We start from the raw sequence: 24,872 nt of genomic DNA on the forward strand, positions 1-24,872 counted from the left end.
GGCATTCACTTCAATAGCTCCCGGCAGACGGGTTTGTCGTGGGGCACGCCCAACAGTTCGCAGACGGTGCCGCACAAGTCGGTTTGTTTCGGCGTGGCCTTGGCATCCAGGCTGAAGGCATCGCCGAGTACAAACAGCGGCACTTCGCGCTCTTCCGGCAACAGGCCGTTGTGGGAGCGATCGTTGTTCATGCCGTGGTCGGCGGTTACCAGCACCTGGTAGCCGGCGTCGAGCCAGCCTTGCAGGTAGTCGGCAAGGATGATGTCGGCCGAGCGTGCGCTGTTGCGGTATTGCGCGGTGTCGAGGCCGTGCTTGTGGCCGGCGTCGTCGATGTTCATCGGGTGCACCAGCAGGAAGTCCGGCGCGTGCCTGAGCCGCAGGCTTTCGGCGTCGGCGAACAGGTGGGAATCCGGGTAATGGTCATTCCAGTAGAAATGCCCGTGCTGGATCGCCAGTGCCGTGTCGTCGGTATGACGATCGCGGGCGGCGAGAAAGGGCGTGCGGTTATACAACTCGCTGACCCAATGGTAAGCCGCCGCCGCCGTGGCAAGACCGGCGTCGGTGGCGTAATGGAAGATGCTGCGCTGGTTGGACAGGCGCGAGACGTTGTTGTGCACGATGCCGCTCTGGATCGGCGGCACCCCGGTCAGGATGCATTCATACAGCGGGCGGGACAGCGAAGGCAGTTCACATTCCAGTGTATAGAGGGCTGCGCGTCCTGCGCCGACATAGGCCTGCAAGTGCCCCATGGCGTGCCTCGCGACCTCGAAGTTCAGGCCGTCGAGCACGACAAGGATGACTGGGTGCTTCATGGGGGGCGATGCTCCGCAACGATTGGCTTGGCTCAATGCCTCTGGAGGAACGGGGGGTCAAAAATGTGGGAGGGGCAAGTCGAATCGTCGCACCGCCCCTCCCACATTGGATCTCCACTGGATTTCCAATGTGGGCGACAGGCTTACTTCATCTCTACGATGACCTGCTCGTTCCACAGCTGAGGCAGCTTCTTGGAGGTCGCTTCCCAGGCATCGGCATCCTTGATCGGCTGCGGGTTGGCCTTGGTGTACTGCTCGCCCGGGATCAGGTTCTTGGCGATATCGGCCGGCAGTTTCAGGTCGGTTTCAGCCCGAATCGGACGCGCATTGCCCTTGGCCAGGTTGAGTTGGCCGGCGTCGCTGAAGATGTATTCGCGGGTCAGCTTGGCGGCGTTCGGGTGCTTGGCGTATTTGTTGATGATGGTGGTGTAGCCGGACTTCACCGAGCCGTCCGATGGGATCAGCACTACATAGTCATCCGGGTTGGCCATCTTGGCTTTGTAGCTCAGGCCGTTGAAATCCCAGACGATGCCCACTTCGATTTCGCCTTTTTCCATGGTGGCGATGGTCGGGTTGGACAGGCCGAGGCGACCTTGCTGAGCGATCTTGGTGAAAAACTGCAGGCCGGGTGCGATGTTCTTTTCGTCGCCTTTATTGGCAATGGCCGCCGCCAGCACGGCGTTGGACGCCTGGGCCGCGGTGCTCACGTCACCCACCGACACTTTGTACTTGCCGGTTTGCAGGTCGGCCCAACTGGTGGGGACTTCGGAGCCGTGCAGCAGCTTCTTGTTGACGATAAACGCGATGGTGCCGGTGTAGGCCAGGGCCCAGTGACCGTCTTTGTCTTTGGCCCAGTCCGGCACCGACGCCCAGGTGGACGGTTTGTACGGCTGGGTCACTTCCTGCTTCACGGCAATCGGACCGAACGCTGCGCCCACGTCGCCGATGTCGGCGCTGGCATTGTCTTTTTCGGCTTTGAACTTGGCGATTTCCTGGGCCGAGCTCATGTCGGTGTCCATGTGCTTGAGGCCGTAGGTCTTGGTCAGGTCTTCCCAGGTGCCTTTCCAGTTGGCCCAGTCATCGGGCATGCCGACGCTGTTGACGGCGCCTTCCGCTTTTGCGGCGGCTTCCAAGGTTTTTAGATCGGTATCAGCAGCCATGGCGGCGGTGCACATGGCAATGGTCGAGCCTAACAGTGATGCCAGGAAAAGCTGTTTCATCCGAAGCTCCTTTGGGCGTTTTCAACGCGGCGTTTTTTATGAACGTTAGCGGTGGTGTTGGTCTAGGTCAGCAATACCTGAGCCAATTTAGGCTCGATGGATGACAGTTTCATGTCGATGTCGTTTTTAGCGCGCCAAGGTCGCTGCGCGCAGGCTTAGCGTAGACCATGCTTAAGTGCCCGGATGGCCTGGACTTGGCCGATCTATTGCAGGATGGAGTGCGAGGCGGTGCGCGGACTGTCATCTGTCGGTCATCTGTAATACCTAGGCTGGTATGCGGTAGTACAAGCACATTTACCGAGCGCTTTATGCACCTGAACGGTGCTGGTCTAGTCCAGATAGGTAACGTTGATGCGTGATGAGGCAATCAAGGCGGTAACCTCCATTGGCCTGGCGCTGCAAGAGCAGATCGACCACGGCCTGTTGCCGCCTGCCAGCAAGCTGCCGGCCGAGCGCAAGCTCAGCGAGTTGTTTGGTACCACCCGGATCACCGTGCGGGAAGCCTTGTTACAACTGGAAGCCCAAGGGCAGATTTATCGTGAAGAGCGCCGGGGCTGGTTCGTTTCGCCGCCACGGCTGGCCTACAACCTGATGCAACGCAGCCACTTTCACGCAATGGTCAATGACCAGGGGCGAGTGGCCTCGACCGAAGTGATAAGCGCGCGCCTGCAACCGGCCTCGGCGGCGGTCTGCGCGTGGTTGCAGTTGCCGGCGCTGTCCAGCGTGATCCAGATCTGCCGGGGCCGGCGGATTGATGGGCGGTTGGTGCTGTATGTCGAGCACTACCTGAACCCGCAATATTTTCCAGGGATTCTTGAGTGCGATCTGAATCAGTCGATGACGGAGTTGTACGCGCGCAAGTACGACCTGCACTACGGCCGGGTACGTTTTGAGATCGTGCCGACATCGCTGCCGGTGGAAGCCGCCGCCACGTTGCGCGTGTCGGTGGGCAGCCCCGGCTTGCGTATCGCCCGGGTCAATTATGACCAGCACCAGCGCTTGATCGACTGCGACTTGGAGTTCTGGCGGCATGATGCGATTCATGTGGGGGTGGATGTCATGGGGTCAACACTTTGATCACAGAGTGCACGTTGGTTTCCAGCGCTGATACCGGCGGGGCATACAACCTGTGTGGTACTCATTGTGGCTGGATATCCGCTTGCTCGATTTCCACGACGTGGCCGGGACCGGCATCCAACAGCACATAAAATTCGGCGGATGGCTTCTTGAAGGTCAAGGTCGAGTCCTCGCCGAGCTTGCCGGGCACCAGAATGGTTTCGTCGTAGCCGATCACGTCCAGGGTCACGCCGGGTGCGCCGCTGCCATCGGAGAAGCCGCCCTTGCACTGGATCTGCTCGCCGGAAATTTCCTTGCATTCACACATCGGGTGGTGGGCCAGGGCGGTGCTGCTGAAACCGGCACACAGCAACAGCGCAGCACCGGCCTGTGTCAGGCGCTTTAACGTCATGGTTTAACTCCTTGCCTGTTCAGCCAGGCGACGGTGGCGGGCGAGGCCTGGCTCAACGGGATGGAACCCTGGTGCACGCTGCCGTCCCAGCCTTCCATGGTGACCCACAGGTGAGCGTCGGCAGGCGTGCGCTCCGGCACCGGCACGGCAGCGCCCATGCGGTATGGCGTGCCGAAAAAGATCACCCCGGCGGCGCGCAGACTGCGGGGTTTACCGATGCGCAGGTAAGTGGCCTTGACCTGGTCGGCGCAGGTGGCGCACAGGGCTGCGTTGAAAAACTTCATGGGACCGGCCGGATCCGGCTGCGGGCCTTCATTGCGGAACTCGGCGAGGGTCAGGCTCCAGGGGCCGACCTGCACGTCACCGACCACCCGCTCGCCGATGCCGGTGTCGCCGCGAAGCAGTGCGGCGTCGGAGAAATACCTGGGCATGAAACCCAGGGGCACAAGCACCAGCAAAAGGTTGATATGAAAGCGCCATTTGAGCCAAAAGGCGCGCAGTGGCGAACGCGGTGTACCACAAGCGACGTTGCTCATTGAGGGGCCTGCGAGGTTTCAGCCGGCATGGCGGCAATGGAAACAGGTTTGCGCTGGGCCTTGGCTTCGCGCTTGAAGGCGTTGAGGGTGGCCAGGGCGGTGCGCTTGGTCCAGATCAGCAGGCCGCTCAGCACCATCATGCTCATGATCAGGCCGAAGAAGGCCCAGATCAGCTTGATCCACAATCCGCCGAAGTCGCCGGTGTGCAGGGGACGCATGGACTCGGTGACGAACTCCAGTTTCGAGCGATCGGACAGCAGGTGCGCCGCGGCGATATCCCCGTCATAGGGGTTGATTTGCGCAGTCTGGTACATCAGTGGGTACCAACCGCGCCCACCGATCTGCAGGTGGCTGTAGGCATTGAGCGGCAGGCTGACGAAACTCGCCTCCAGGCCGGGGATACGTTGCGTGGCGATCCTGATGGCATCGTCCAAGGGAATCATCGGCGCCGGTACGCCAGGCGCGGACATCGGCACCTTGTCCCGCGCGATCACCGGGTCGACGGGTTCGGTGGAGATCGAGATCTGGTTGTCTCCCAGGATCGCGCGGATCAGGAACCAGATGCTGGTGATGGAGATCACCGCGATGAACCAGATCGACCAGATACCGCTCAGGCGATGGAAGTCGCCCCAGAAGATTCGCGCCCCGTGGCGGACGCGCAGGGTCGGGCGCAGGAAGCCCTTCCAGAATTTCTTGTACACCACCAGCCCCGTCACCAGCGATGCCAGCAGCGGTATACCCAGCGCCGATACCAGGTACCAGCCCCAGCTGTAGCCGTTGGTAAACGGCACGAGCCACCAGCCGTGCAGGGCGCGGGTAAAGGCCTGGAAATTGAAGGACGGGCTGATGCCCTGGATCGTCCCGGTGTACGGGTTGACATACACCTCGACGGAGCGCCCGTCGGGGTAGCTGAGGTTGACACTCAGGGCGAAGTGCGATTCGTCCGGACGGCTGATCGACTCGACGTACACCTGCGGCTCGTCGCGCTTGATGGCGGCAATGAGCTGGTCATAACTGAGTGGCTCAGCGTTATCCGACGGCTTGCTTGCGCGGATATCCGGGTTGGCCAGCCAGACGATTTCCTGGCTGACCACCGCCAGGGTCCCGGTGACGCAGACGATCAGTACAAAGAACCAGATGGGCAACGCCAGCCAGCTGTGTACGAGAAACCAGAGTTTGGAGCGCGACTTCTTCGACATAGGAACGAGGGTCTTGAGCGGAGGAGGGCGATGCAGGGCCCGAAAAGGCCGGTCGTAGCTTTTGCTGACGCGACGGGCTGTATCTAAGTTAAGACGGATGAGAGTGAGAAAGCCCTAAGGCATAAATGAAATAAAATGTTTCAGAGGTTGCGGCGCACGAAGATCGGGTTGCGGCTTTGCGGGATATGAACGGGGAGGCGGGTTTTCTGGAGTGAGCAAGCTTGCTTGCGCCGGAGTGCGCAGCGCTCCAAAAGGCCGGAGACCGCCGCGCAGTCGTTGCGCCTGGACCGTCAGCCTTGCTGAAACATCGCCTGGGCCCGTTCGCGAATCTGTTCCTCGGTCAGTTCTTCCTTGTGGGTGGCCAGGAACCAGAGATGGCCGTAGGGATCCTTCACACTCGCGGAGCGATCGCCATAGAACTGGTCCTTCGGTTCGGACACCACGGTGGCGCCGGCAGCGACAGCTTTTTGGAACTGCGCGTCGACATCTTCCACATACAGATGCAAACCGACGCTGGTGTGTTCTCCCGGATTGCGCAGGGCCATTTCATTGCACGGCGAACCCAGCATGATCGGCGAGCCGCCAATGCGCAGTTCGGCGTGGCCGACCTTGCCGTCGGGCATATCCAGGCGCATGACTTGGGTGGCGCCAAAGGCGGTTTTGTAAAATTCGATGGCATCAGAGGCTTTGTCGATGCCCAGGTAGGGCGTAATGCTGTGATAGCCCTCGGGGATGGGTTTAACGTTCATCTCGTTCTCCTTGATTGGGATTGCGAAGGGTGGCCTTTTCACTATAGGCCACGCCAATCAAGGCCTCCGTGGGTCCCGACGAGAAGACTCAAGTGGGTTCCAGCAACTGCGCCCCCGGCCCACGCTCCCCGAGTTGATCGTCCTGATTGCGCAGCGGGCAGACCTCCAGCGACAGACACCCGCAACCAATGCAGCCGTTGAGCTTGTCGCGCAGCAGCAACAGCCTGTTGATGCGTTCATCCAGATCTTCGCGCCAGAGTGCCGATAAACGCTCCCAGTCCTTGGCCGTCGGCGTGCGGCCATTTGGCAGCGTCTGCAACGCCTCGCCAATCGTTGCCAGAGGAATGCCAAGACGTTGGGCGATCTTGATCACCCCCACCCGGCGCAATACATCCCGTGGGTAGCGCCGTTGATTACCGGCGTTGCGATGACTGGTAATCAGGCCCTTGGTTTCGTAGAAGTGCAGGGCCGTGACCGCTACGCCGCTGCGCGCGGCCAATTGGCCAACGGTGAGTTCCTTGGTGACCATAAAACTCCGATTAAGTACTTGACCTTGACTTAACTAGAGGTTTTACCCTGCGTGGCACTGGATCGCAAGATTCTGCCTACATAGAAAGGGGAGTGTTCATGCAGGTATCAGAGAAAAATCGCAGCTTCACTCAACTGATCGAGTTTCATATCGAGCCCCGGCAGCAAGTCGCCCTGGTAGCGGCCTTGTCTACCCAAAGCGAACGTCTGGCCCAGGGCCATGTCGGCTTCTTGAGTGCAAGCGTGCAGGTCAGCGATGACGGACGCCGGGTTCTCAACTACCTGCACTGGCAGTCCCGTGCGGATGGCGAGGCGGCGTTCAAGCGTTTTGAGCAGGGTGACGAAGATTTCTGGACGCTGATCCGCGCTCACCAGGCTACGGCCGTGACCTTTGGTTCGTTCCAGGTACTGCGCAGTTTCGAGCGCAGTCATGACAATGCGTTGCACTGCCGCTTATATGGATAGGTGCAGCATGCGCTCACCCTGCACGTTTTCTCCTGGTCGGCGCTTGTTCACCGCCAGTTCGCCGATCTTGATCAGGCGTGTGCGTGTGACGTTGCGGCTCAGGCCCAGCAGGTTGGCGGTGTGCACCTGGTTGTAATGGCTGAAACGGTAGGCGGCGCGCAGCAGGGCGTCTTCGACCTTTTCATGCAGGGCGCCGGCCTGTTCTTCGAAGAGCTTCTGGAAGGCACGTTCCAATAAGGCCTCGGCACTGTTGTCGATGCTGTGTTGGCTGTCGTCCTGGCGCTCGATGCGCATGTTCGACAGGCGCAAGTCGTCGCGTTCGATGACGCCGTTGCGGCAGATCAGCAGGGTGTGGTGAATCACGTTCTCCAGTTCGCGGATATTGCCCGGCCAGCTGTAGCTTCTGAGCTTGTGTTCGGCTTCGCGGCTGATGGTGATCGGGCCATAACCCAGGCGCTGGCTGTAGGCTTCGATGAAATGGCGGGTCAGCGGCAGAATATCGCCGGGCCGATCGCGCAGCGGGCTCAGTTCCAGGCTGACCACGTCGAGGCGGTAGTAGAGGTCTTCGCGGAAATGCCCGGCATTGATGGCTTTTTCCAATTGCACATTGGTTGCGGCCAGTACGCGCACATCAATAGGAATGCTCTTGCGCGAGCCCAGGCGCACCACTTCGCGCTCCTGCAATACGCGCAGCAATTTGACCTGGATCGCCATCGGCAAATCGCCGATTTCGTCGAGGAACAAAGTGCCGCCGTCGGCCTCTTCGAACCAGCCGGCCTTGGCACTCAGAGCGCCGGTGAAGGCGCCTTTTTCATGACCGAACAGTTCGGCTTCCACCAGTGATTCAGAAAAGGCGCCGCAGTTCACCGCGACGAATGGGCGGTTACGCCGTGCGCTGAGGTTATGAATGTGGCGCGCCACCAACTCTTTACCGGTGCCGGTCTCGCCGATGATCAGCACGCTGGCTTCGCTGGGTGCCACTTGCTGTATATGGTCGAGCAGCGCCTGGGACTTCGGGTCCTCGAAGACCTGGGCCGTGGCGCGGATCGACGTCGCAAGGGCGGGCGAGGGCGGTAAGGTTAAAAGCTGCATGGGCACCTCTTCTTATGAGTAGAACGTCGGAGTCGGCAGGACCTGGTTCAACGCCCAGTCCCCCAGTTCGTGGAGTTTGTAGTCCACCGGGTCGTGCAGGGTTTGTGTACGCAGGTTGCGCCAGTAGCGGTCCAGGCGCAGGGAGGCATGGGTGGAACGCGCGCCGGTGACTTCAAACAGGCGGCTGCACAGGTCCAGGCCCTGGCGGGTGGCCGCGACCTTGGCGGTGGCGATGGCAATCGCCAGTTGACCGCGTTCGTTTTCACTGAGGCCGGGGCCTTTTGCCCAGGCGCGGTCGAGCAACTCGGCGGCGCGTTCCACCAGCAGACGCAGGCCTTCCAGTGCCACCCAGAATTCGCCGTAGTGGTGCAACACGTAAGGGTCTTGTCGCACATCCTCGGCTGACGATTTGTGCCAGGCGCGGGTTTCGGTGAGGGTGTAGTTGCGTGCTTCGTCAAAGGCGCCTTCGGCAATGCCAAGAAACATATGCGTGAAGGTCAGTTGGGCAATCAACGGACGCAAGCAGGCGAAGGGTGTGCTCAGCGGGCCTGGGTCGAGCAGTAGTTCCGACTCCTCGACGCGCACCCGCTCGAAGCTGGCGCTGCCGCTGTCGGTCTGGCGTTGGCCGATGTTGTTCCAGTCGTTGTGCAAGGTGATGCCGCTGCGCCCGCTGGGGATGGCCGCAATCAACAGCTTGCCGCCGGCGCTTTCATCCACTGCGGAGGCGATCAGCATTTCCGAGTCGCTGGCGCCGGAGCAGAAGCTTTTCTTGCCCGAAAATTCGCGCCAGCCGCCGAAATCCTTGACCACGGTACGTGTGTCCAGCGGGTTGAGGGCGTTGCCCCAGAACCAGTTTTTGCGTGCGGTCTGCTCGAACCAGGGTTGCCATTGCTCCGGGCGCGAAAACAGGCGCACGGTGGCGAGCATCAGGTGGTGGAAACCGAAGACATGAGCGATGGAACTGTCGACCTTGGCCAATTCTCGGACGATGCCCAAGGTGTCGCTCCAGCGCGCGCCAAGGCCGCCGTATTGGGTCGGAATGCTCAGCGCCAGCAGGCCGCTGTGGCGCAGAGCGTCGCGTTCGGCCTTGGGCGTGCCGCCGCGCTCATCGCGTTCGACGGCGCTGAGGGCGAACTTGGCGGCCAGCAGTTTGGCGGTCTGCATCGGTGATGGCAGGGCGCTGTGGGGTTTGGCTGTCACGCGGTGTTCCTCAATGTCTATTTGGCCGTTCTTACTGAACTCAGGCCTTTGTCGCCGGCAACACATCGTTGGCAATCATTTCGCCGAACGGGCCAGTAAGGTTGGTGATGCCACGCCCGGCGAGACTGGCATAGGGTTCCGGCAGCAGCGGGAACACCAACTCGGCAAAGCGATAGGCCTCTTCCAAATGCGGGTAGCCAGAGAAGATGAAGCTCTCGATGCCCAGGTCGGCGTATTCCTTGATGCGTGCGGCCACTTGTTGCGGGTTACCCACCAGCGCGGTGCCGGCACCGCCGCGCACCAGGCCTACACCGGCCCACAGGTTGGGGGCGATTTCCAGGTTGTCGCGACGCCCATCGTGCAGGGCCGCCATGCGGCGCTGGCCTTCGGAATCAAAACGCGAGAAGGATTTTTGCGCAGCGGCGATGGTTTCGTCGCTGATGTGCTCTATCAGTCGGTCGGCGGCCTTCCACGCGTCTTCTTCGGTTTCGCGCACGATCACATGCAGGCGGATACCGAACTTCACCGTGCGCCCGTGGCGAGCTGCGCGCTCGCGCACATCCGCAAGTTTTTCCGCGACGGCGGCGGGGGGCTCGCCCCAGGTCAGGTACACGTCGACCTGTTCGGCGGCGAGGTCGTGCGCCGCGTCGGACGAGCCGCCGAAGTACAGCGGTGGATACGGTTTTTGCACGGGAGGGTAGAGCGCCTTCGCGTTCTGCACGCGCAGGTGTTTGCCCTCGAAGTCCACCGATTCGCCCTGCAATACACGACGCCAGATTCTGAGGAATTCGTCGGAGACTTCGTAACGTTCTGCGTGGTCAAGAAAGCTGCCATCGCCACGGTTCTCATCGGGGTCACCACCGGTAACCACATTGATCAGCAAACGGCCGTTGGATAAGCGATCCAGTGTCGCGGCCATACGCGCCGAGACGGTGGGGGAGATAATGCCCGGACGGATCGCCACCAGGTAGCGCAGGCGTTCGGTCAGCGGCACCAGCGCCGAGGCGATGACCCAGGAGTCTTCGCACGAACGTCCGGTAGGAATCAGCACGCCGTGGTAACCCAGGCTGTCAGCCGCCTGAGCCACCTGTTTCAGATAGTTGAGGGTGACGGGCCGCGCACCTTGGGTCGTGCCCAAGTAGTGACCGTCGCCGTGAGTCGGTAGAAACCAGAAAACGTCCATGACCCTTCCTTAAGCGATTTTCAGCAGAGAGGGGGCATGCGCAGCAAACAACGGTGCTGCACGTTCTGCCGCCAATTGAATTCGGGCCTTTAACAGCTCGCTGGTGATTTGGTAGTCGGTGAAGTCGGCCTCGGTGGCGTACACGCCAATCGGCAGGGTCAACGCCTGGAAGAAGCTGAACAATGGGCGAAGCTGGTGATCGAGGACCAAGGCGTGGCGCTCGCTGCCGCCTGTGGCGGCAAGCAATACCGGCGTATTGATCAGGGCATTGAGGCCGATCAGGTCGAACAGGTGCTTGAGCAGTCCGGGGTAAGAGCCGCGATAGACCGGTGCGGCGACGATCAGCAAGTCAGCCTTTTCGATAGCCACCAATTGTGCTTCGACGTCGTCGGGCAACTCGTCACGGGACAGCGCCCCGCCGAGTGGCCTGGCAATGTCGCCCAGTTCAATCAGGGTGGCCTGGATCGGCAGCAGCCTGGCCAATTCGGCCAGTAACGCTTGAGTCAGTACCAAGGTGCGGGACGGACGCCAGGTTCCGCCGGAGAGGGCGACGACATTCAGGGGACGGCTCATGAACAATTCCTTTTTCAACAGGGTACATAGCAGGGTTGTGCAAGGTGTTGAGCAAGAGCTGTACCAATCAGTGAAAGCCTTGAACGCCGTGGGCTGCGGCCCCGCTGCTGACCAATGCCGCTGTTGTCTGCCCGCCGATTTGTTGAATGGCTGTTGCGTGGACAACAGTTGCGTGGCGAACAGTTGAGGGCCGAATTGGAGCCAGTTATAGAGGGTTGTGTTTATTCCGTAAACGAACAAATTTCCATATTTATAGAACTTAATGAAATATTAAGTTGGCGCTATCCAAGGTGCCTTGGCGGTTGATAGCGACTATCACGGGAGGTGATTTTTCACTGGGTAAGGCCGGGAGTAGCCTGTGTTCATTGACTCGAAACCTCCTTTGCAGGGCTACCGCCATGAACCGATTTCTCGCTGTTTCCTTATTGTTTGTTACCGCTGTCCTCGCCGGTTGTGCGACGCATCCTTCGCCTGAGCTGCGTCCCTACACCGCCGAAGAATCACGCCAACTGGCCCTCGAAGCCCTTAGCCGTCGCGGCTTGTCGTTTGATGAGTATCAACGCCAGCGCGCCGCACTGACCGGGCAGCCGCAGAAACCCTTCGGTTTTGATCGTCAGGGCGAAATGAACGCCGAGCGCAGCGTGGTTCTGCATGGTCGTCCCAGTTGAGCAGTCGCTGTGCGGCAAAAAGCCCGAGGTTTCCCCTGAGGAACCTCGGGCTTTTTGTTTTCCATGGCGTGACTTCAGCCTGTTAAGCTGAGTTTCAGGAGCGTTCCTACGCACATTTACATAAAGTGGTCCTTCTTTAATGGCATTCGATGCGGTAAACCTGACGACCTCTGTTCCGGTCGATGCCTCCTGAGACACTGCTCTCGGGAACCAGCTCTGCGAGTCTTAACTGTCATGACTAAACGTCCGTTGTATTTCGACTATGCAGCCACTACCCCGGTGGATGAACGAGTCATCCAGGTGATGGTCGAGTGCCTGGGCTTCAACGCCAATTTCGGTAACCCTGCGTCCAGTTCCCATGCGTTCGGCCAGGCGGCCCGGCAAACGGTTGAACAGGCGCGTCACCAGGTGGCCGAATTGGTCGGTGCCCAGCCGGAGCAGATCGTCTGGACTTCCGGCGCCACCGAATCGAACAACCTCGCGATCAAAGGCGTGACCCAGGCACGCGGCGTGGCGGGTGGGCATATCATCACCAGCCAGATCGAACACAAGGCCACGCTGGATACCGCACGGCAATTGCAGGAAGCGGGCGTGGCGGTGACTTACCTGGTCCCGGACGCCGACGGGTTGATCAGTGCCGACGCGGTGAGTGAAGCGTTGCGCGACGACACCTTTCTGGTGTCGCTGATGCTGGTCAATAACGAACTGGGCACCCTGAATGACATCCCCGCCATCGGCGCGTGCGTGCGTGAACATGGCGCGTTATTACATGTGGACGCAGCGCAGGGGGCGGGCAAGGTGGCCATCGACCTGACGCAGTGGCCGGTGGACCTGATGTCGTTTTCCGCGCACAAACTCTACGGCCCCAAGGGTATTGGCGCGTTGTACGTGGGGCCTCGGGCGCAACAGAAGGTCCTGGCGCAGATTCATGGCGGGGGCCACGAGGGTGGCCTGCGCTCCGGTACCCTGGCGACCCACCAGATCGCGGGCATGGGCACGGCGTTCGCCTTGGCCGCTGCGTCTTTTGCTGAAGAAAAAGCCAGGATTATCGCCTTGCGCCAGCGTCTGCTGGACCAATTGGATACGGTCGGTGGCGTGCGCCTCAATGGCAGCCTTACGCAGCGTATTCCCCATACCCTCAGCCTGACGTTCAGTGAAGGTGAATTCAACGCCAGTGCACTGAGCGCCGGCATCGCTTTTTCTGCCACTTCGGCGTGCAGCTCCGCCAGCAATGCACCGTCCCACGTGCTTATGGCCCTGGGCCATGATGCGCGCAGTGCAAGCCGTACCATCCGCTTGAGCCTGGGTCGGTTTACCACTGAGCAGGACATCGATCAGGCCGTGCAATTGATCAAGGCCGCGCTCGCCAGTGCACCGGCGTTCTGGGCCGTTTGATTTTCACATAACAATTATGAGTGGTTAGCAGGAGACACAATGAGTACGCAGCCTTTGACCCATGGAACGGTTCCCCAGCGCCTGGCGCAGACCCGCGAACTGATGAGCCGCGAGGGCATCCATGCCTTGCTGGTGCCGTCGGCCGATCCGCACTTGTCCGAATACTTGCCGGGTTATTGGCAGGGGCGTCAATGGTTGTCGGGGTTCCATGGTTCTGTCGGAACGCTGATTGTCACCGCGGATTTCGCCGGGGTGTGGGCCGATAGTCGTTATTGGGAGCAGGCAACCAAAGAGCTCAAGGGCAGTGGCATCGAATTGGTGAAGCTGCAGCCGGGCCAGCCAGGACCGTTGGAATGGCTGGCCGAACAGACGCCGGAGGGTGCTGTGGTGGCGGTGGATGGCGCTGTGATGGCGGTTGCTTCGGCGCGTACCCTGGGCAGCAAACTGGCGGAGCGCGGTGCGCGGTTGCGTACCGATATCGATTTGCTCAATGAGGTCTGGAAGGACCGTCCGAGCCTGCCGAACCAACCGCTCTATCAACACTTGCCGCCGCAGGCCACTGTCAGCCGTGGCGAAAAACTCGCCGCACTGCGCGCCAGTTTGAAAGAGAAGGGGGCCGACTGGCACTTCATCGCTACCCTGGATGACATCGCCTGGCTGTTCAACCTGCGTGGCGGCGATGTGTCGTTCAATCCGGTGTTTGTGTCCTTTGCACTCATCAATCAACAGCAGGCCACCTTGTTCGTGGCGTTGAGCAAAGTTGACGCCGAGCTGCGCGTTGTCCTTGAGCGCGACGGTGTGACAGTGCGCGACTACAGCGAAGTGGCCGATGCTCTGCGCGCGGTGCCATCGGGAGCCAGCCTGCAGGTTGACCCGGCCCGCGTGACTGCCGGCCTGCTGGAACACCTCGATGCCGGCGTCAAGCTGGTGGAAGGCCTGAACCCGACCACTCTCGCCAAATCGCGCAAGAGCCTGGCGGATGCCGAACATATTCGTCAGGCCATGGATCAGGACGGTGCGGCGTTGTGCGAGTTTTTTGCCTGGCTGGACAGTGCCTTGGGTCGTGAGCGTATTACCGAACTGACCATCGACGAACACCTGACCGCTGCACGCATGCGTCGCCCGGGTTATGTGTCGCTGAGTTTCAACACTATTGCCGCGTTCAACGCCAACGGTGCGATGCCGCATTACCATGCGACCGAAGAAGAGCATGCCGTGATCGAAGGCGATGGTTTGCTGTTGATCGACTCGGGGGGCCAGTACCTTGGCGGCACTACGGATATCACGCGGATGGTGCCTGTCGGCACGCCGAGCGAGGAACAGAAACGCGACTGCACGCGTGTGCTCAAGGGGGTTATTGCCTTGTCTCGCGCGCATTTCCCGAAAGGGATTCTGTCGCCGCTGTTGGATTCGATCGCGCGTGCGCCGATCTGGGCCGAAGGCGTGGACTACGGCCACGGTACGGGCCACGGCGTAGGCTATTTTCTGAATGTGCATGAAGGCCCGCAAGTGATCGCCTACCAGGCTGCTCCTGCGCCGCAAACCGCCATGCAGCCGGGGATGATCACATCGATCGAGCCGGGTACTTATCGCCCGGGACGTTGGGGCGTGCGTATCGAGAACCTGGTGTTGAACCGCGAAGCGGGCAAAACCGAGTTTGGCGAATTCCTCGCGTTTGAAACCCTGACAATGTGCCCGATCGACACTCGATGCCTGGAGACGTCGCTGCTCACGGCGCAAGAGCGCCAGTGGTTCAATGCGTATCACGCTGAGGTGCGCGAACGTCTGAGCCCGTTGCTCAGTGGCGCTGCGCTGGAGTGGCTGCAGGTGCGTACTGCGGCAATTTGATATAGCCCCCTGCGCGCTACCTGCCGGTGGCGTGTTGGGGCTGCCGTGAATATCTCTGGTAAAGGCGGTTGAGCAGTCGCACACGGACTGCTCGGTCGCTTACTTGCAAATGACGATCATGCTGCGGCTGGTATAGCCGGCGGGGTTGAGGCCGAAGGGGTAATCCCCTGGTTCCTCGGAATTGTCACCGGACTTGGCGATAACCCGGTAGCCCTTGGTGCCGCACGCGTTGGTCGCACTGGTATAGCACTGGTCCCAGGAAGACGACAGGCCGGAACAGTTGATGTGCAGCCCTTTTTTACCGCGTTTTATTTCTGTCCGTGTGGTCGCGGCACAGCCAGCAATGGCCACGATCATCAGCAGTATCAAAATTCGCTTCATTCCTATCCTTAATAGCCGCTTCGCAATGCTTGAAGCTGGCTCTACTCGCTCTCGAGCGTAGCGTTCGTGCTGTCCTTGTCGAAAATCTCCATGAAATGACATTCGTTTGCAGCTTCTTAAACATGGCCTAAATGCACGGCAAATACCAGAGCAACCTTCAAAGAACAGTCAATCGGCGGGAACCAGAGGCTTTGATTCGTTGCGCATGGTCAACGTCGCGCCGACCGAGGCCAGAATAATGCAGGTGATGGCCAGCCATTGCGCCAGGGACAGGTACTCCTGCAGGAAAAACAGACCGGACAGCGCACCGAATGCAGGTTCGATGCTCATGAGTGTGCCGAAGGTGCGCGCTGGGAGGCGAGTCAGTGCAACCATCTCCAGGGTATAGGGCAGCGCCGTGGACAGAATGGCGACGCCGATGGCGACTGGAATCAGCGCAGGCATGAGCAATGCGCTGCCAGCATGAACGATGCCGATAGGCGCGACAAACAGAGCGGCGATCATCACACCAAGGGCTGCGGTTTGAACGCCGTTGTCGTTGCCTGCCTTCTGCCCAAACAGGATATAGAGTGCCCAGCAGACGCCGGCACCCAGCGCATAAGCCGCGCCGGTCAAGTCGATGCCGCTGCTGGCTTCGCCCATGGGGATCAGCAGGAGCAGACCGATGATCGCAAGAGCAATCCAGAGGAAGTCCACTGCTTTGCGTGACGCGTAGATGGCTACGGCGAGGGGGCCAGTAAATTCGAGGGCGACGGCGATGCCCAGGGGGACGCTGCGCAATGACATATAGAAGAGGAAGTTCATGCCGCCCAATGCCATTCCATAGACGACGACGGTGCGCAGGGACTTGGTCGTCAGCTTGGCACGCCACGGTCTTAATATGAGCAGCATGATCACGCTGGCAAAGATCAGGCGCAGAGTCGTCGTGCCTTGTGCGCCGACGACAGGGAACATGCTCTTGGCCAGCGAGGCGCCTGATTGAATGGAAGCCATGGCGATCAACAGTAGGCCAACTGGGAACAGTACCGAGGCCAGGCTGCGGGGGGAGGTGGTCATGGGGGAGCGTCCGAAGTCATATTTGAGAGGCAGAGGGCGCTATGATGCTTAACTGTGGTGGGTTGAGCAATATATTGCTCAGTTAGCTGGGCTAAGTGTCTTTATAGGACGTACTTAGGATGTTTGATAGAAAACTAATTTAATGCTTGACCACAGATTCAGGGAGCCTATAATTCGCCCCACTTCCGGCGCAGTCGAAACGGAAAACTCCTTGGTAAACAATGAGTTAAGTAGTTTTCGACAGCAAGTCGCTTCAGTTCATCGAAGCCAAAAGGAAGTTGAAAAAGAGGTGTTGACAGCAGCGTGTAACGCTGTAGAATTCGCCTCCCGCTGACGAGAGATCGGAAGCGCAAGTGGTTGAAGTTGTTGAAGAAATCTTCGAAAGCTTCTGAAAATAACCGCTTGACAGCAAATGAGGCTGATGTAGAATGCGCGCCTCGGTTGAGACGAAAGCTCTTAACCAACCGCTCTTTAACAACTGAATCAAGCAATTCGTGTGGGTGCTTGTGGGGTCAGACTGATAGTCAACAAGATTATCAGCATCACAAGTTGCTCCGCGAGAAATCAAAGATGTAACCAACGATTGCTGAGCCAAGTTTAGGGTTTCTTAAAAACCCAAAGATGTTTGAACTGAAGAGTTTGATCATGGCTCAGATTGAACGCTGGCGGCAGGCCTAACACATGCAAGTCGAGCGGTAGAGAGAAGCTTGCTTCTCTTGAGAGCGGCGGACGGGTGAGTAAAGCCTAGGAATCTGCCTGGTAGTGGGGGATAACGTTCGGAAACGGACGCTAATACCGCATACGTCCTACGGGAGAAAGCAGGGGACCTTCGGGCCTTGCGCTATCAGATGAGCCTAGGTCGGATTAGCTAGTTGGTGAGGTAATGGCTCACCAAGGCGACGATCCGTAACTGGTCTGAGAGGATGATCAGTCACACTGGAACTGAGACACGGTCCAGACTCCTACGGGAGGCAGCAGTGGGGAATATTGGACAATGGGCGAAAGCCTGATCCAGCCATGCCGCGTGTGTGAAGAAGGTCTTCGGATTGTAAAGCACTTTAAGTTGGGAGGAAGGGTTGTAGATTAATACTCTGCAATTTTGACGTTACCGACAGAATAAGCACCGGCTAACTCTGTGCCAGCAGCCGCGGTAATACAGAGGGTGCAAGCGTTAATCGGAATTACTGGGCGTAAAGCGCGCGTAGGTGGTTTGTTAAGTTGGATGTGAAATCCCCGGGCTCAACCTGGGAACTGCATTCAAAACTGACTGACTAGAGTGTGGTAGAGGGTGGTGGAATTTCCTGTGTAGCGGTGAAATGCGTAGATATAGGAAGGAACACCAGTGGCGAAGGCGACCACCTGGACCAACACTGACACTGAGGTGCGAAAGCGTGGGGAGCAAACAGGATTAGATACCCTGGTAGTCCACGCCGTAAACGATGTCAACTAGCCGTTGGGAGCCTTGAGCTCTTAGTGGCGCAGCTAACGCATTAAGTTGACCGCCTGGGGAGTACGGCCGCAAGGTTAAAACTCAAATGAATTGACGGGGGCCCGCACAAGCGGTGGAGCATGTGGTTTAATTCGAAGCAACGCGAAGAACCTTACCAGGCCTTGACATCCAATGAACTTTCTAGAGATAGATTGGTGCCTTCGGGAACATTGAGACAGGTGCTGCATGGCTGTCGTCAGCTCGTGTCGTGAGATGTTGGGTTAAGTCCCGTAACGAGCGCAACCCTTGTCCTTAGTTACCAGCACGTTATGGTGGGCACTCTAAGGAGACTGCCGGTGACAAACCGGAGGAAGGTGGGGATGACGTCAAGTCATCATGGCCCTTACGGCCTGGGCTACACACGTGCTACAATGGTCGGTACAGAGGGTTGCCAAGCCGCGAGGTGGAGCTAATCCCACAAAACCGATCGTAGTCCGGATCGCAGTCTGCAACTCGACTGCGTGAAGTCGGAATCGCTAGTAATCGCGAATCAGAATGTCGCGGTGAATACGTTCCCGGGCCTTGTACACACCGCCCGTCACACCATGGGAGTGGGTTGCACCAGAAGTAGCTAGTCTAACCTTCGGGAGGACGGTTACCACGGTGTGATTCATGACTGGGGTGAAGTCGTAACAAGGTAGCCGTAGGGGAACCTGCGGCTGGATCACCTCCTTAATCGACGACATCAGCTGCTCCATAAGTTCCCACACGAATTGCTTGATTCATTGAAGAAGACGATAAGAAGCAGCCTAAATAGGGTTGTAGCTTAGTTGGTTGGAGCGCACCCCATGCTCTGTGGTAAAGAGCAGGGTGAGGTCGGCCTTAGCAGCTCGAAATTGGGTCTGTAGCTCAGTTGGTTAGAGCGCACCCCTGATAAGGGTGAGGTCGGCAGTTCGAATCTGCCCAGACCCACCAATTTTGTGTGGGAAACGCCTGTAGAAATACGGGGCCATAGCTCAGCTGGGAGAGCGCCTGCCTTGCACGCAGGAGGTCAACGGTTCGATCCCGTTTGGCTCCACCACTACTGTCTTTTGTTGAAAGTTTAGAAATGAATTATTGTGATGATATGTTGATTTCTAGTCTTTGATTAGATCGTTCTTTAAAAATTTGGGTATGTGATAGAAAGATAGACTGACCGTTACTTTCACTGGTAATGGATCAGGCTAAGGTAAAATTTGTGAGTTCTCTTAACGAGAAATTCGAATTTTCGGCGAATGTTGTCTTCACAGTATAACCAGATTGCTTGGGGTTATATGGTCAAGTGAAGAAGCGCATACGGTGGATGCCTTGGCAGTCAGAGGCGATGAAAGACGTGGTAGCCTGCGAAAAGCTTCGGGGAGTCGGCAAACAGACTTTGATCCGGAGATGTCTGAATGGGGGAACCCAGCCATCATAAGATGGTTATCTTGTACTGAATACATAGGTGCAAGAGGCGAACCAGGGGAACTGAAACATCTAAGTACCCTGAGGAAAAGAAATCAACCGAGATTCCCTTAGTAGTGGCGAGCGAACGGGGACTAGCCCTTAAGTGGCTTTGAGATTAGCGGAACGCTCTGGAAAGTGCGGCCATAGTGGGTGATAGCCCTGTACGCGAAAATCTCTTAGTCATGAAATCGAGTAGGACGGAGCACGAGAAACTTTGTCTGAATATGGGGGGACCATCCTCCAAGGCTAAATACTACTGACTGACCGATAGTGAACTAGTACCGTGAGGGAAAGGCGAAAAGAACCCCGGAGAGGGGAGTGAAATAGATCCTGAAACCGTATGCGTACAAGCAGTGGGAGCCCACTTTGTTGGGTGACTGCGTACCTTTTGTATAATGGGTCAGCGACTTATTTTCAGTGGCGAGCTTAACCGAATAGGGGGGCGTAGCGAAAGCGAGTCTTAATAGGGCGTCTAGTCGCTGGGAATAGACCCGAAACCGGGCGATCTATCCATGGGCAGGTTGAAGGTTGGGTAACACTAACTGGAGGACCGAACCGACTACCGTTGAAAAGTTAGCGGATGACCTGTGGATCGGAGTGAAAGGCTAATCAAGCTCGGAGATAGCTGGTTCTCCTCGAAAGCTATTTAGGTAGCGCCTCATGTATCACTGTAGGGGGTAGAGCACTGTTTCGGCTAGGGGGTCATCCCGACTTACCAAACCGATGCAAACTCCGAATACCTACAAGTGCCGAGCATGGGAGACACACGGCGGGTGCTAACGTCCGTCGTGAAAAGGGAAACAACCCAGACCGTCAGCTAAGGTCCCAAAGTTATGGTTAAGTGGGAAACGATGTGGGAAGGCTTAGACAGCTAGGAGGTTGGCTTAGAAGCAGCCACCCTTTAAAGAAAGCGTAATAGCTCACTAGTCGAGTCGGCCTGCGCGGAAGATGTAACGGGGCTCAAACCATACACCGAAGCTACGGGTATCACGTAAGTGATGCGGTAGAGGAGCGTTCTGTAAGCCTGTGAAGGTGAGTTGAGAAGCTTGCTGGAGGTATCAGAAGTGCGAATGCTGACATGAGTAACGACAATGGGTGTGAAAAACACCCACGCCGAAAGACCAAGGTTTCCTGCGCAACGTTAATCGACGCAGGGTTAGTCGGTCCCTAAGGCGAGGCTGAAAAGCGTAGTCGATGGAAAACAGGTTAATATTCCTGTACTTCTGGTTATTGCGATGGAGGGACGGAGAAGGCTAGGCCAGCTTGGCGTTGGTTGTCCAAGTTTAAGGTGGTAGGCTGAGATCTTAGGTAAATCCGGGATCTTAAGGCCGAGAGCTGATGACGAGTCGTCTTTTAGACGACGAAGTGGTTGATGCCATGCTTCCAAGAAAAGCTTCTAAGCTTCAGGTAACCAGGAACCGTACCCCAAACCGACACAGGTGGTTGGGTAGAGAATACCAAGGCGCTTGAGAGAACTCGGGTGAAGGAACTAGGCAAAATGGCACCGTAACTTCGGGAGAAGGTGCGCCGGTGAGGGTGAAGGACTTGCTCCGTAAGCCCATGCCGGTCGAAGATACCAGGCCGCTGCGACTGTTTATTAAAAACACAGCACTCTGCAAACACGAAAGTGGACGTATAGGGTGTGACGCCTGCCCGGTGCCGGAAGGTTAATTGATGGGGTTAGCTAACGCGAAGCTCTTGATCGAAGCCCCGGTAAACGGCGGCCGTAACTATAACGGTCCTAAGGTAGCGAAATTCCTTGTCGGGTAAGTTCCGACCTGCACGAATGGCGTAACGATGGCGGCGCTGTCTCCACCCGAGACTCAGTGAAATTGAAATCGCTGTGAAGATGCAGTGTATCCGCGGCTAGACGGAAAGACCCCGTGAACCTTTACTATAGCTTTGCACTGGACTTTGAATTTGCTTGTGTAGGATAGGTGGGAGGCTTTGAAGCGTGGACGCCAGTTCGCGTGGAGCCAACCTTGAAATACCACCCTGGCAACTTTGAGGTTCTAACTCAGGTCCGTTATCCGGATCGAGGACAGTGTATGGTGGGTAGTTTGACTGGGGCGGTCTCCTCCTAAAGAGTAACGGAGGAGTACGAAGGTGCGCTCAGACCGGTCGGAAATCGGTCGTAGAGTATAAAGGCAAAAGCGCGCTTGACTGCGAGACAGACACGTCGAGCAGGTACGAAAGTAGGTCTTAGTGATCCGGTGGTTCTGTATGGAAGGGCCATCGCTCAACGGATAAAAGGTACTCCGGGGATAACAGGCTGATACCGCCCAAGAGTTCATATCGACGGCGGTGTTTGGCACCTCGATGTCGGCTCATCACATCCTGGGGCTGAAGCCGGTCCCAAGGGTATGGCTGTTCGCCATTTAAAGTGGTACGCGAGCTGGGTTTAGAACGTCGTGAGACAGTTCGGTCCCTATCTGCCGTGGACGTTTGAGATTTGAGAGGGGCTGCTCCTAGTACGAGAGGACCGGAGTGGACGAACCTCTGGTGTTCCGGTTGTCACGCCAGTGGCATTGCCGGGTAGCTATGTTCGGAATAGATAACCGCTGAAAGCATCTAAGCGGGAAACTAGCCTCAAGATGAGATCTCACTGGGACCTTGAGTCCCCTGAAGGGCCGTCGAAGACTACGACGTTGATAGGTTGGGTGTGTAAGCGCTGTGAGGCGTTGAGCTAACCAATACTAATTGCCCGTGAGGCTTGACCATATAACACCCAAGCAATTTGCTGACCTGAGAAGGCACCAGATTGCGGTGTGTGAAGACGAGATGAACCGAAAGTTCGACGCTCACAAAACACCGACAGCTGTCACATACCCAATTTGCTGAAGCGAGACCATCAGGTCACGACTCAGTACCCGAATTTCTTGACGACCATAGAGCATTGGAACCACCTGATCCCATCCCGAACTCAGAAGTGAAACGATGCATCGCCGATGGTAGTGTGGGGTTTCCCCATGTGAGAGTAGGTCATCGTCAAGATTAAATTCCGAAACCCCATTTGCGAAAGCAGGTGGGGTTTTGTTTTGGGCGCTCGGAAAGTAGCCCCAAGGCCATCACTCTCCTAAATGAAAAAATCACTCTCCAGACTGCCGTTGGAGAAATCCATGCAAAGTGTTTCCGCATTTTTGGTATGGTGCAGCACATTTTCGCAAGGAATGATCTTTCATCCGCAGGACGCGGCGTCGACCTTCCTCAACGAGATGCTGTAGAAATGCCTGAACCGATACCGATCAAAGACCACGAGAAAGAAAACCGTCTAGTCAACAAGCGCTTGCTTGCCTGTGCCATTTTGGTAATAAGCATCACGTGTGCCCTGGTGGGGCGGATGTATTTCCTGCAGGTGGTGCAATTCGACTATCACTCCACGATCTCTGAAAACAACCGTGTCCACGTGCTGCCGATCACGCCGACTCGCGGGTTGATCTATGATCGAAACGGGGTGCTGCTGGCCGACAACCGCCCCAGCTATAACCTGACCATCACTCGCGAGCGCACCACCGATCTCAAGGGGGAACTCGACGCTATCGTTAATCTGCTGCACCTGCCTGCTGAAGACCGCGCAGTGTTCGATAAGGCCCTGAAACAGGCCCGTCACCCGTTTGTTCCCGTGACATTGTTCTATGAGCTGAGCGAAGAGCAGATCGCGGTGTTGGCGGTAAACGAGTTCCGCCTGCCAGGGGTAGACGTTGAACCTCAGTTTGTTCGTCACTACCCGCTGGGCGCGCACTTTGCGCACTCCATCGGCTATGTAGGACGGATCAACGAGAAAGAGTCCAAGGACCTCGACTCGGTGGAGTATCGCGGCACGCAGTCGATCGGCAAGACCGGCATCGAACGCTTCTATGAAGCTGAGCTGCACGGTCACGTGGGCTATGAAGAAGTCGAAACCAACGCCCAAGGCCGCGTACTGCGTGTGCTCAAACACACCGACCCCATTCCCGGTAAAAATATCGTCCTGAGCCTCGACGTCAAACTTCAGGAAGCCGCGGAAGAGGCCCTGGGTGATCGTCGTGGTTCGGTGGTTGCCCTTGATCCGCAGACCGGTGAAGTACTGGCGATGGTCAGCAAGCCGAGTTTCGACCCGAACCTGTTTGTCACGGGGATCAGCTTCAAGGAATACGCCGCGCTGCACGATTCCATCGACCGGCCGCTGTTTAACCGGGTCCTTAGAGGCCTCTACGCGCCGGGTTCGACCATCAAGCCCGAGGTGGCCATCGCCGGTCTGGACAGTGGTGTCGTTACCGCCCAAACCCGTGTATTCGACCCCGGTTACTATCAACTGCCCGACTTTGATCACAAATACCGCAACTGGAACCACAGCGGCGATGGCTGGGTGGACATGGACGCCGCCATCATGCGTTCCAACGACACCTATTTTTACGACTTGGCCCACAAGCTGGGCATAGACCGGCTGCACGACTACCTGGCTGAATTTGGCCTGGGTCAGAAAGTCTCTCTGGATATGTTCGAGGAGTCAGCCGGCCTGATGCCTTCCCAGGCCTGGAAACGTGCCACGCGTCGCCAGCCGTGGTTTCCGGGTGAAACCGTGATCCTCGGCATCGGTCAGGGTTACATGCAGGTCACGCCGCTGCAACTGGCTCAGGCCACCGCTTTGATCGCCAACAAGGGTGTGTGGAACCGTCCTCATCTGGCCAAGACTATCAACGGTGTACCGCCCGTAGACGAAAACCCCATGCCCAATGTGGTCCTCAAGGACCCGCGTGACTGGGAGCAGGTCAACCACGGCATGCAATTGGTGATGCACGACCCACGCGGTATCGCCCGGGCGGCAGCACAAGGTGCCCAGTACCGTATTGCTGGCAAGAGCGGTACCGCGCAAGTCGTCGCGATCAAGCAGGGCGAACGCTACAACCGTGAGAAGACATTGGAGCGCCATCGGGATAACGCCTTGTTCGTCGGCTTTGCCCCCGCTGAACATCCGAAAATCGTAATTTCGGTGATGATCGAAAACGGCGAGGCCGGTGGACGCGTTGCCGGGCCAGTGGTGCGGCAGATTATGGACGCCTGGTTGCTCGACCAGGAGGGTCATCTGAAACCGCAGTACGCGACGCCTGCGAAAGCACCGGGTGATCCGCACGTCTGAGTCACACTTCCCATTCATCCCAATGCTCTGCGTCTTCATAGGCAAGCCAGGGCACATCATGAACGGTCCAGATATGCGAGGTCGGCCTAACGCCTGGATCTTCATCCAGCGTCGCCACCCGCACAATCACATGGGGCTGATGCCCACGCTCAGCTATCAGATGTGAGCCGCAGCGCGAACAGAAATATCGGGATTTCCCGGGCGACGATTCGAAGGACGACAGCAGCTGCGCACCTTGCGTCCAGCGGAAATGCACGCGCATCACCCCAGCGGTAGCGACAAATGGCGCTGCATGCACTTTGCGACAACTGTTGCAATGGCAGTGGCTGATGGGCATGTCCAGGCTGTCTATCTGGTAGCGCACACTTTTGCAGAAGCAACTTCCATTGAGTGGTTCAGTCATAACCTATGGCCGGGTAAGGGGCGGATTATCATCATTGCTTACAACCTCGGGTTGCGCATTGTT

The 24,872-nt window shown here is 57.8% G+C and carries 20 protein-coding genes, 2 tRNA genes and 3 rRNA genes; 11 read left to right on the forward strand and 14 right to left on the reverse strand.

Annotation, left to right across the window (positions count from 1 at the left end; translation table 11 throughout):
* Positions 1 to 5 precede the first annotated feature (5 nt).
* Entirely contained in the window at positions 6 to 812 is an 807-nt protein-coding gene (locus PSH66_RS10175; RefSeq protein WP_042944435.1) for an alkaline phosphatase family protein, read from the reverse strand.
* A 143-nt stretch (positions 813 to 955) separates the two neighbouring features.
* Positions 956 to 2,032: an ABC transporter substrate-binding protein gene (locus PSH66_RS10180; RefSeq protein WP_305428969.1), complete on the reverse strand. Its 1,077-nt coding sequence runs from the start codon at positions 2,030 to 2,032 to the stop codon at positions 956 to 958.
* A 351-nt stretch (positions 2,033 to 2,383) separates the two neighbouring features.
* Between PSH66_RS10180 and PSH66_RS10185 the strand changes: the two genes are divergently transcribed.
* Entirely contained in the window at positions 2,384 to 3,109 is a 726-nt protein-coding gene (locus PSH66_RS10185) for a UTRA domain-containing protein (RefSeq protein WP_305428970.1), read from the forward strand.
* 61 nt (positions 3,110 to 3,170) lie between these two features.
* On the opposite strand, the gene PSH66_RS10190 is transcribed toward PSH66_RS10185, so the two are convergent.
* The 5 genes from PSH66_RS10190 to soxR form a co-directional block, all read right to left on the reverse strand.
* Positions 3,171 to 3,500, reverse strand: coding sequence for a hypothetical protein (locus tag PSH66_RS10190; protein WP_003172977.1), 330 nt, complete (start codon positions 3,498 to 3,500; stop codon positions 3,171 to 3,173).
* A complete protein-coding gene (locus tag PSH66_RS10195; RefSeq protein WP_141063618.1) occupies positions 3,497 to 4,036 on the reverse strand; it encodes a thiamine pyrophosphate-binding protein in 540 nt (179 codons plus the stop codon). Before PSH66_RS10195 ends, PSH66_RS10190 begins: the two co-directional genes overlap by 4 nt.
* On the reverse strand, positions 4,033 to 5,235 hold the full coding sequence (locus PSH66_RS10200) for a PepSY domain-containing protein (RefSeq protein ID WP_003172979.1): 1,203 nt from the start codon (positions 5,233 to 5,235) through the stop codon (positions 4,033 to 4,035). Before PSH66_RS10200 ends, PSH66_RS10195 begins: the two co-directional genes overlap by 4 nt.
* 290 nt (positions 5,236 to 5,525) lie before the next feature.
* Positions 5,526 to 5,984: a VOC family protein gene (locus PSH66_RS10205; protein WP_003172980.1), complete on the reverse strand. Its 459-nt coding sequence runs from the start codon at positions 5,982 to 5,984 to the stop codon at positions 5,526 to 5,528.
* Between the two features lie 88 nt (positions 5,985 to 6,072).
* On the reverse strand, positions 6,073 to 6,513 hold the full coding sequence (soxR, locus tag PSH66_RS10210) for a redox-sensitive transcriptional activator SoxR (RefSeq protein WP_305428971.1): 441 nt from the start codon (positions 6,511 to 6,513) through the stop codon (positions 6,073 to 6,075).
* 98 nt (positions 6,514 to 6,611) lie between these two features.
* Between soxR and PSH66_RS10215 the strand changes: the two genes are divergently transcribed.
* Positions 6,612 to 6,977, forward strand: a complete 366-nt coding sequence (locus tag PSH66_RS10215) for an antibiotic biosynthesis monooxygenase (protein WP_003172982.1) — start codon at positions 6,612 to 6,614, stop codon at positions 6,975 to 6,977.
* Here PSH66_RS10215 and PSH66_RS10220 read toward each other — a convergent pair.
* The 4 genes from PSH66_RS10220 to msuE form a co-directional block, all read right to left on the reverse strand.
* Positions 6,966 to 8,069, reverse strand: coding sequence for a sigma-54-dependent Fis family transcriptional regulator (locus PSH66_RS10220; RefSeq protein WP_003172983.1), 1,104 nt, complete (start codon positions 8,067 to 8,069; stop codon positions 6,966 to 6,968). The genes PSH66_RS10215 and PSH66_RS10220 overlap by 12 nt on opposite strands.
* 12 nt (positions 8,070 to 8,081) lie before the next feature.
* Complete coding sequence (locus tag PSH66_RS10225; RefSeq protein WP_181408598.1) at positions 8,082 to 9,233, reverse strand: acyl-CoA dehydrogenase family protein; 1,152 nt, start codon at positions 9,231 to 9,233, stop codon at positions 8,082 to 8,084.
* Between the two features lie 76 nt (positions 9,234 to 9,309).
* Entirely contained in the window at positions 9,310 to 10,452 is a 1,143-nt protein-coding gene (ssuD, locus tag PSH66_RS10230) for an FMNH2-dependent alkanesulfonate monooxygenase (RefSeq protein WP_141063615.1), read from the reverse strand.
* 9 nt (positions 10,453 to 10,461) lie between these two features.
* Positions 10,462 to 11,025 (reverse strand): FMN reductase, encoded by a 564-nt coding sequence (gene msuE, locus PSH66_RS10235; protein WP_003172986.1) that lies wholly within the window; start codon positions 11,023 to 11,025, stop codon positions 10,462 to 10,464.
* A gap of 398 nt (positions 11,026 to 11,423) precedes the next feature.
* On the opposite strand from msuE, the gene PSH66_RS10240 reads away from it, so the two are divergent.
* From PSH66_RS10240 to PSH66_RS10250, 3 genes are all read left to right on the forward strand, one after another.
* A complete protein-coding gene (locus PSH66_RS10240; RefSeq protein WP_003172987.1) occupies positions 11,424 to 11,693 on the forward strand; it encodes a hypothetical protein in 270 nt (89 codons plus the stop codon).
* Between the two features lie 234 nt (positions 11,694 to 11,927).
* Entirely contained in the window at positions 11,928 to 13,088 is a 1,161-nt protein-coding gene (locus tag PSH66_RS10245) for a cysteine desulfurase family protein (RefSeq protein ID WP_305428972.1), read from the forward strand.
* A gap of 39 nt (positions 13,089 to 13,127) precedes the next feature.
* Positions 13,128 to 14,936 (forward strand): aminopeptidase P family protein, encoded by a 1,809-nt coding sequence (locus tag PSH66_RS10250; protein WP_003172989.1) that lies wholly within the window; start codon positions 13,128 to 13,130, stop codon positions 14,934 to 14,936.
* Positions 14,937 to 15,035: 99 nt separating this feature from the next.
* Here PSH66_RS10250 and PSH66_RS10255 read toward each other — a convergent pair whose 3' ends face one another.
* Together PSH66_RS10255 and rhtA are read right to left on the reverse strand one after the other, a co-directional pair.
* A complete protein-coding gene (locus PSH66_RS10255; protein ID WP_042944436.1) occupies positions 15,036 to 15,317 on the reverse strand; it encodes a hypothetical protein in 282 nt (93 codons plus the stop codon).
* Between the two features lie 168 nt (positions 15,318 to 15,485).
* On the reverse strand, positions 15,486 to 16,373 hold the full coding sequence (gene rhtA / locus PSH66_RS10260) for a threonine/homoserine exporter RhtA (protein WP_003172991.1): 888 nt from the start codon (positions 16,371 to 16,373) through the stop codon (positions 15,486 to 15,488).
* A 627-nt stretch (positions 16,374 to 17,000) separates the two neighbouring features.
* Here rhtA and PSH66_RS10265 point away from each other — a divergent pair.
* From PSH66_RS10265 to mrdA, 6 genes are all read left to right on the forward strand, one after another.
* Positions 17,001 to 18,537 (forward strand): 16S ribosomal RNA (locus tag PSH66_RS10265).
* Between the two features lie 163 nt (positions 18,538 to 18,700).
* Positions 18,701 to 18,777, forward strand: a tRNA-Ile gene (locus PSH66_RS10270).
* Between the two features lie 30 nt (positions 18,778 to 18,807).
* Positions 18,808 to 18,883: transfer RNA gene (locus PSH66_RS10275), tRNA-Ala, on the forward strand.
* Positions 18,884 to 19,117: 234 nt separating this feature from the next.
* A 23S ribosomal RNA gene (locus tag PSH66_RS10280) occupies positions 19,118 to 22,008 on the forward strand.
* Positions 22,009 to 22,165: 157 nt separating this feature from the next.
* A 5S ribosomal RNA gene (gene rrf, locus PSH66_RS10285) occupies positions 22,166 to 22,281 on the forward strand.
* Together the 16S, 23S and 5S rRNA genes with 2 tRNA genes alongside form the textbook arrangement of a ribosomal RNA operon.
* 232 nt (positions 22,282 to 22,513) lie before the next feature.
* Complete coding sequence (mrdA, locus tag PSH66_RS10290; RefSeq protein ID WP_003172993.1) at positions 22,514 to 24,406, forward strand: penicillin-binding protein 2; 1,893 nt, start codon at positions 22,514 to 22,516, stop codon at positions 24,404 to 24,406.
* 1 nt (position 24,407) lies between these two features.
* Here the strand turns inward: mrdA and PSH66_RS10295 are convergent, their stop codons facing one another.
* Positions 24,408 to 24,809 carry a GFA family protein gene (locus tag PSH66_RS10295; protein ID WP_141064964.1) on the reverse strand — a complete coding sequence of 134 codons (402 nt, stop codon included), beginning with the start codon at positions 24,807 to 24,809 and terminating at the stop codon, positions 24,408 to 24,410.
* Positions 24,810 to 24,872: the final 63 nt, after the last annotated feature.

The sequence above is a fragment of the Pseudomonas sp. FP597 genome, from assembly GCF_030687435.1.
GTDB classification, from domain to species: domain Bacteria; phylum Pseudomonadota; class Gammaproteobacteria; order Pseudomonadales; family Pseudomonadaceae; genus Aquipseudomonas; species Aquipseudomonas lactucae.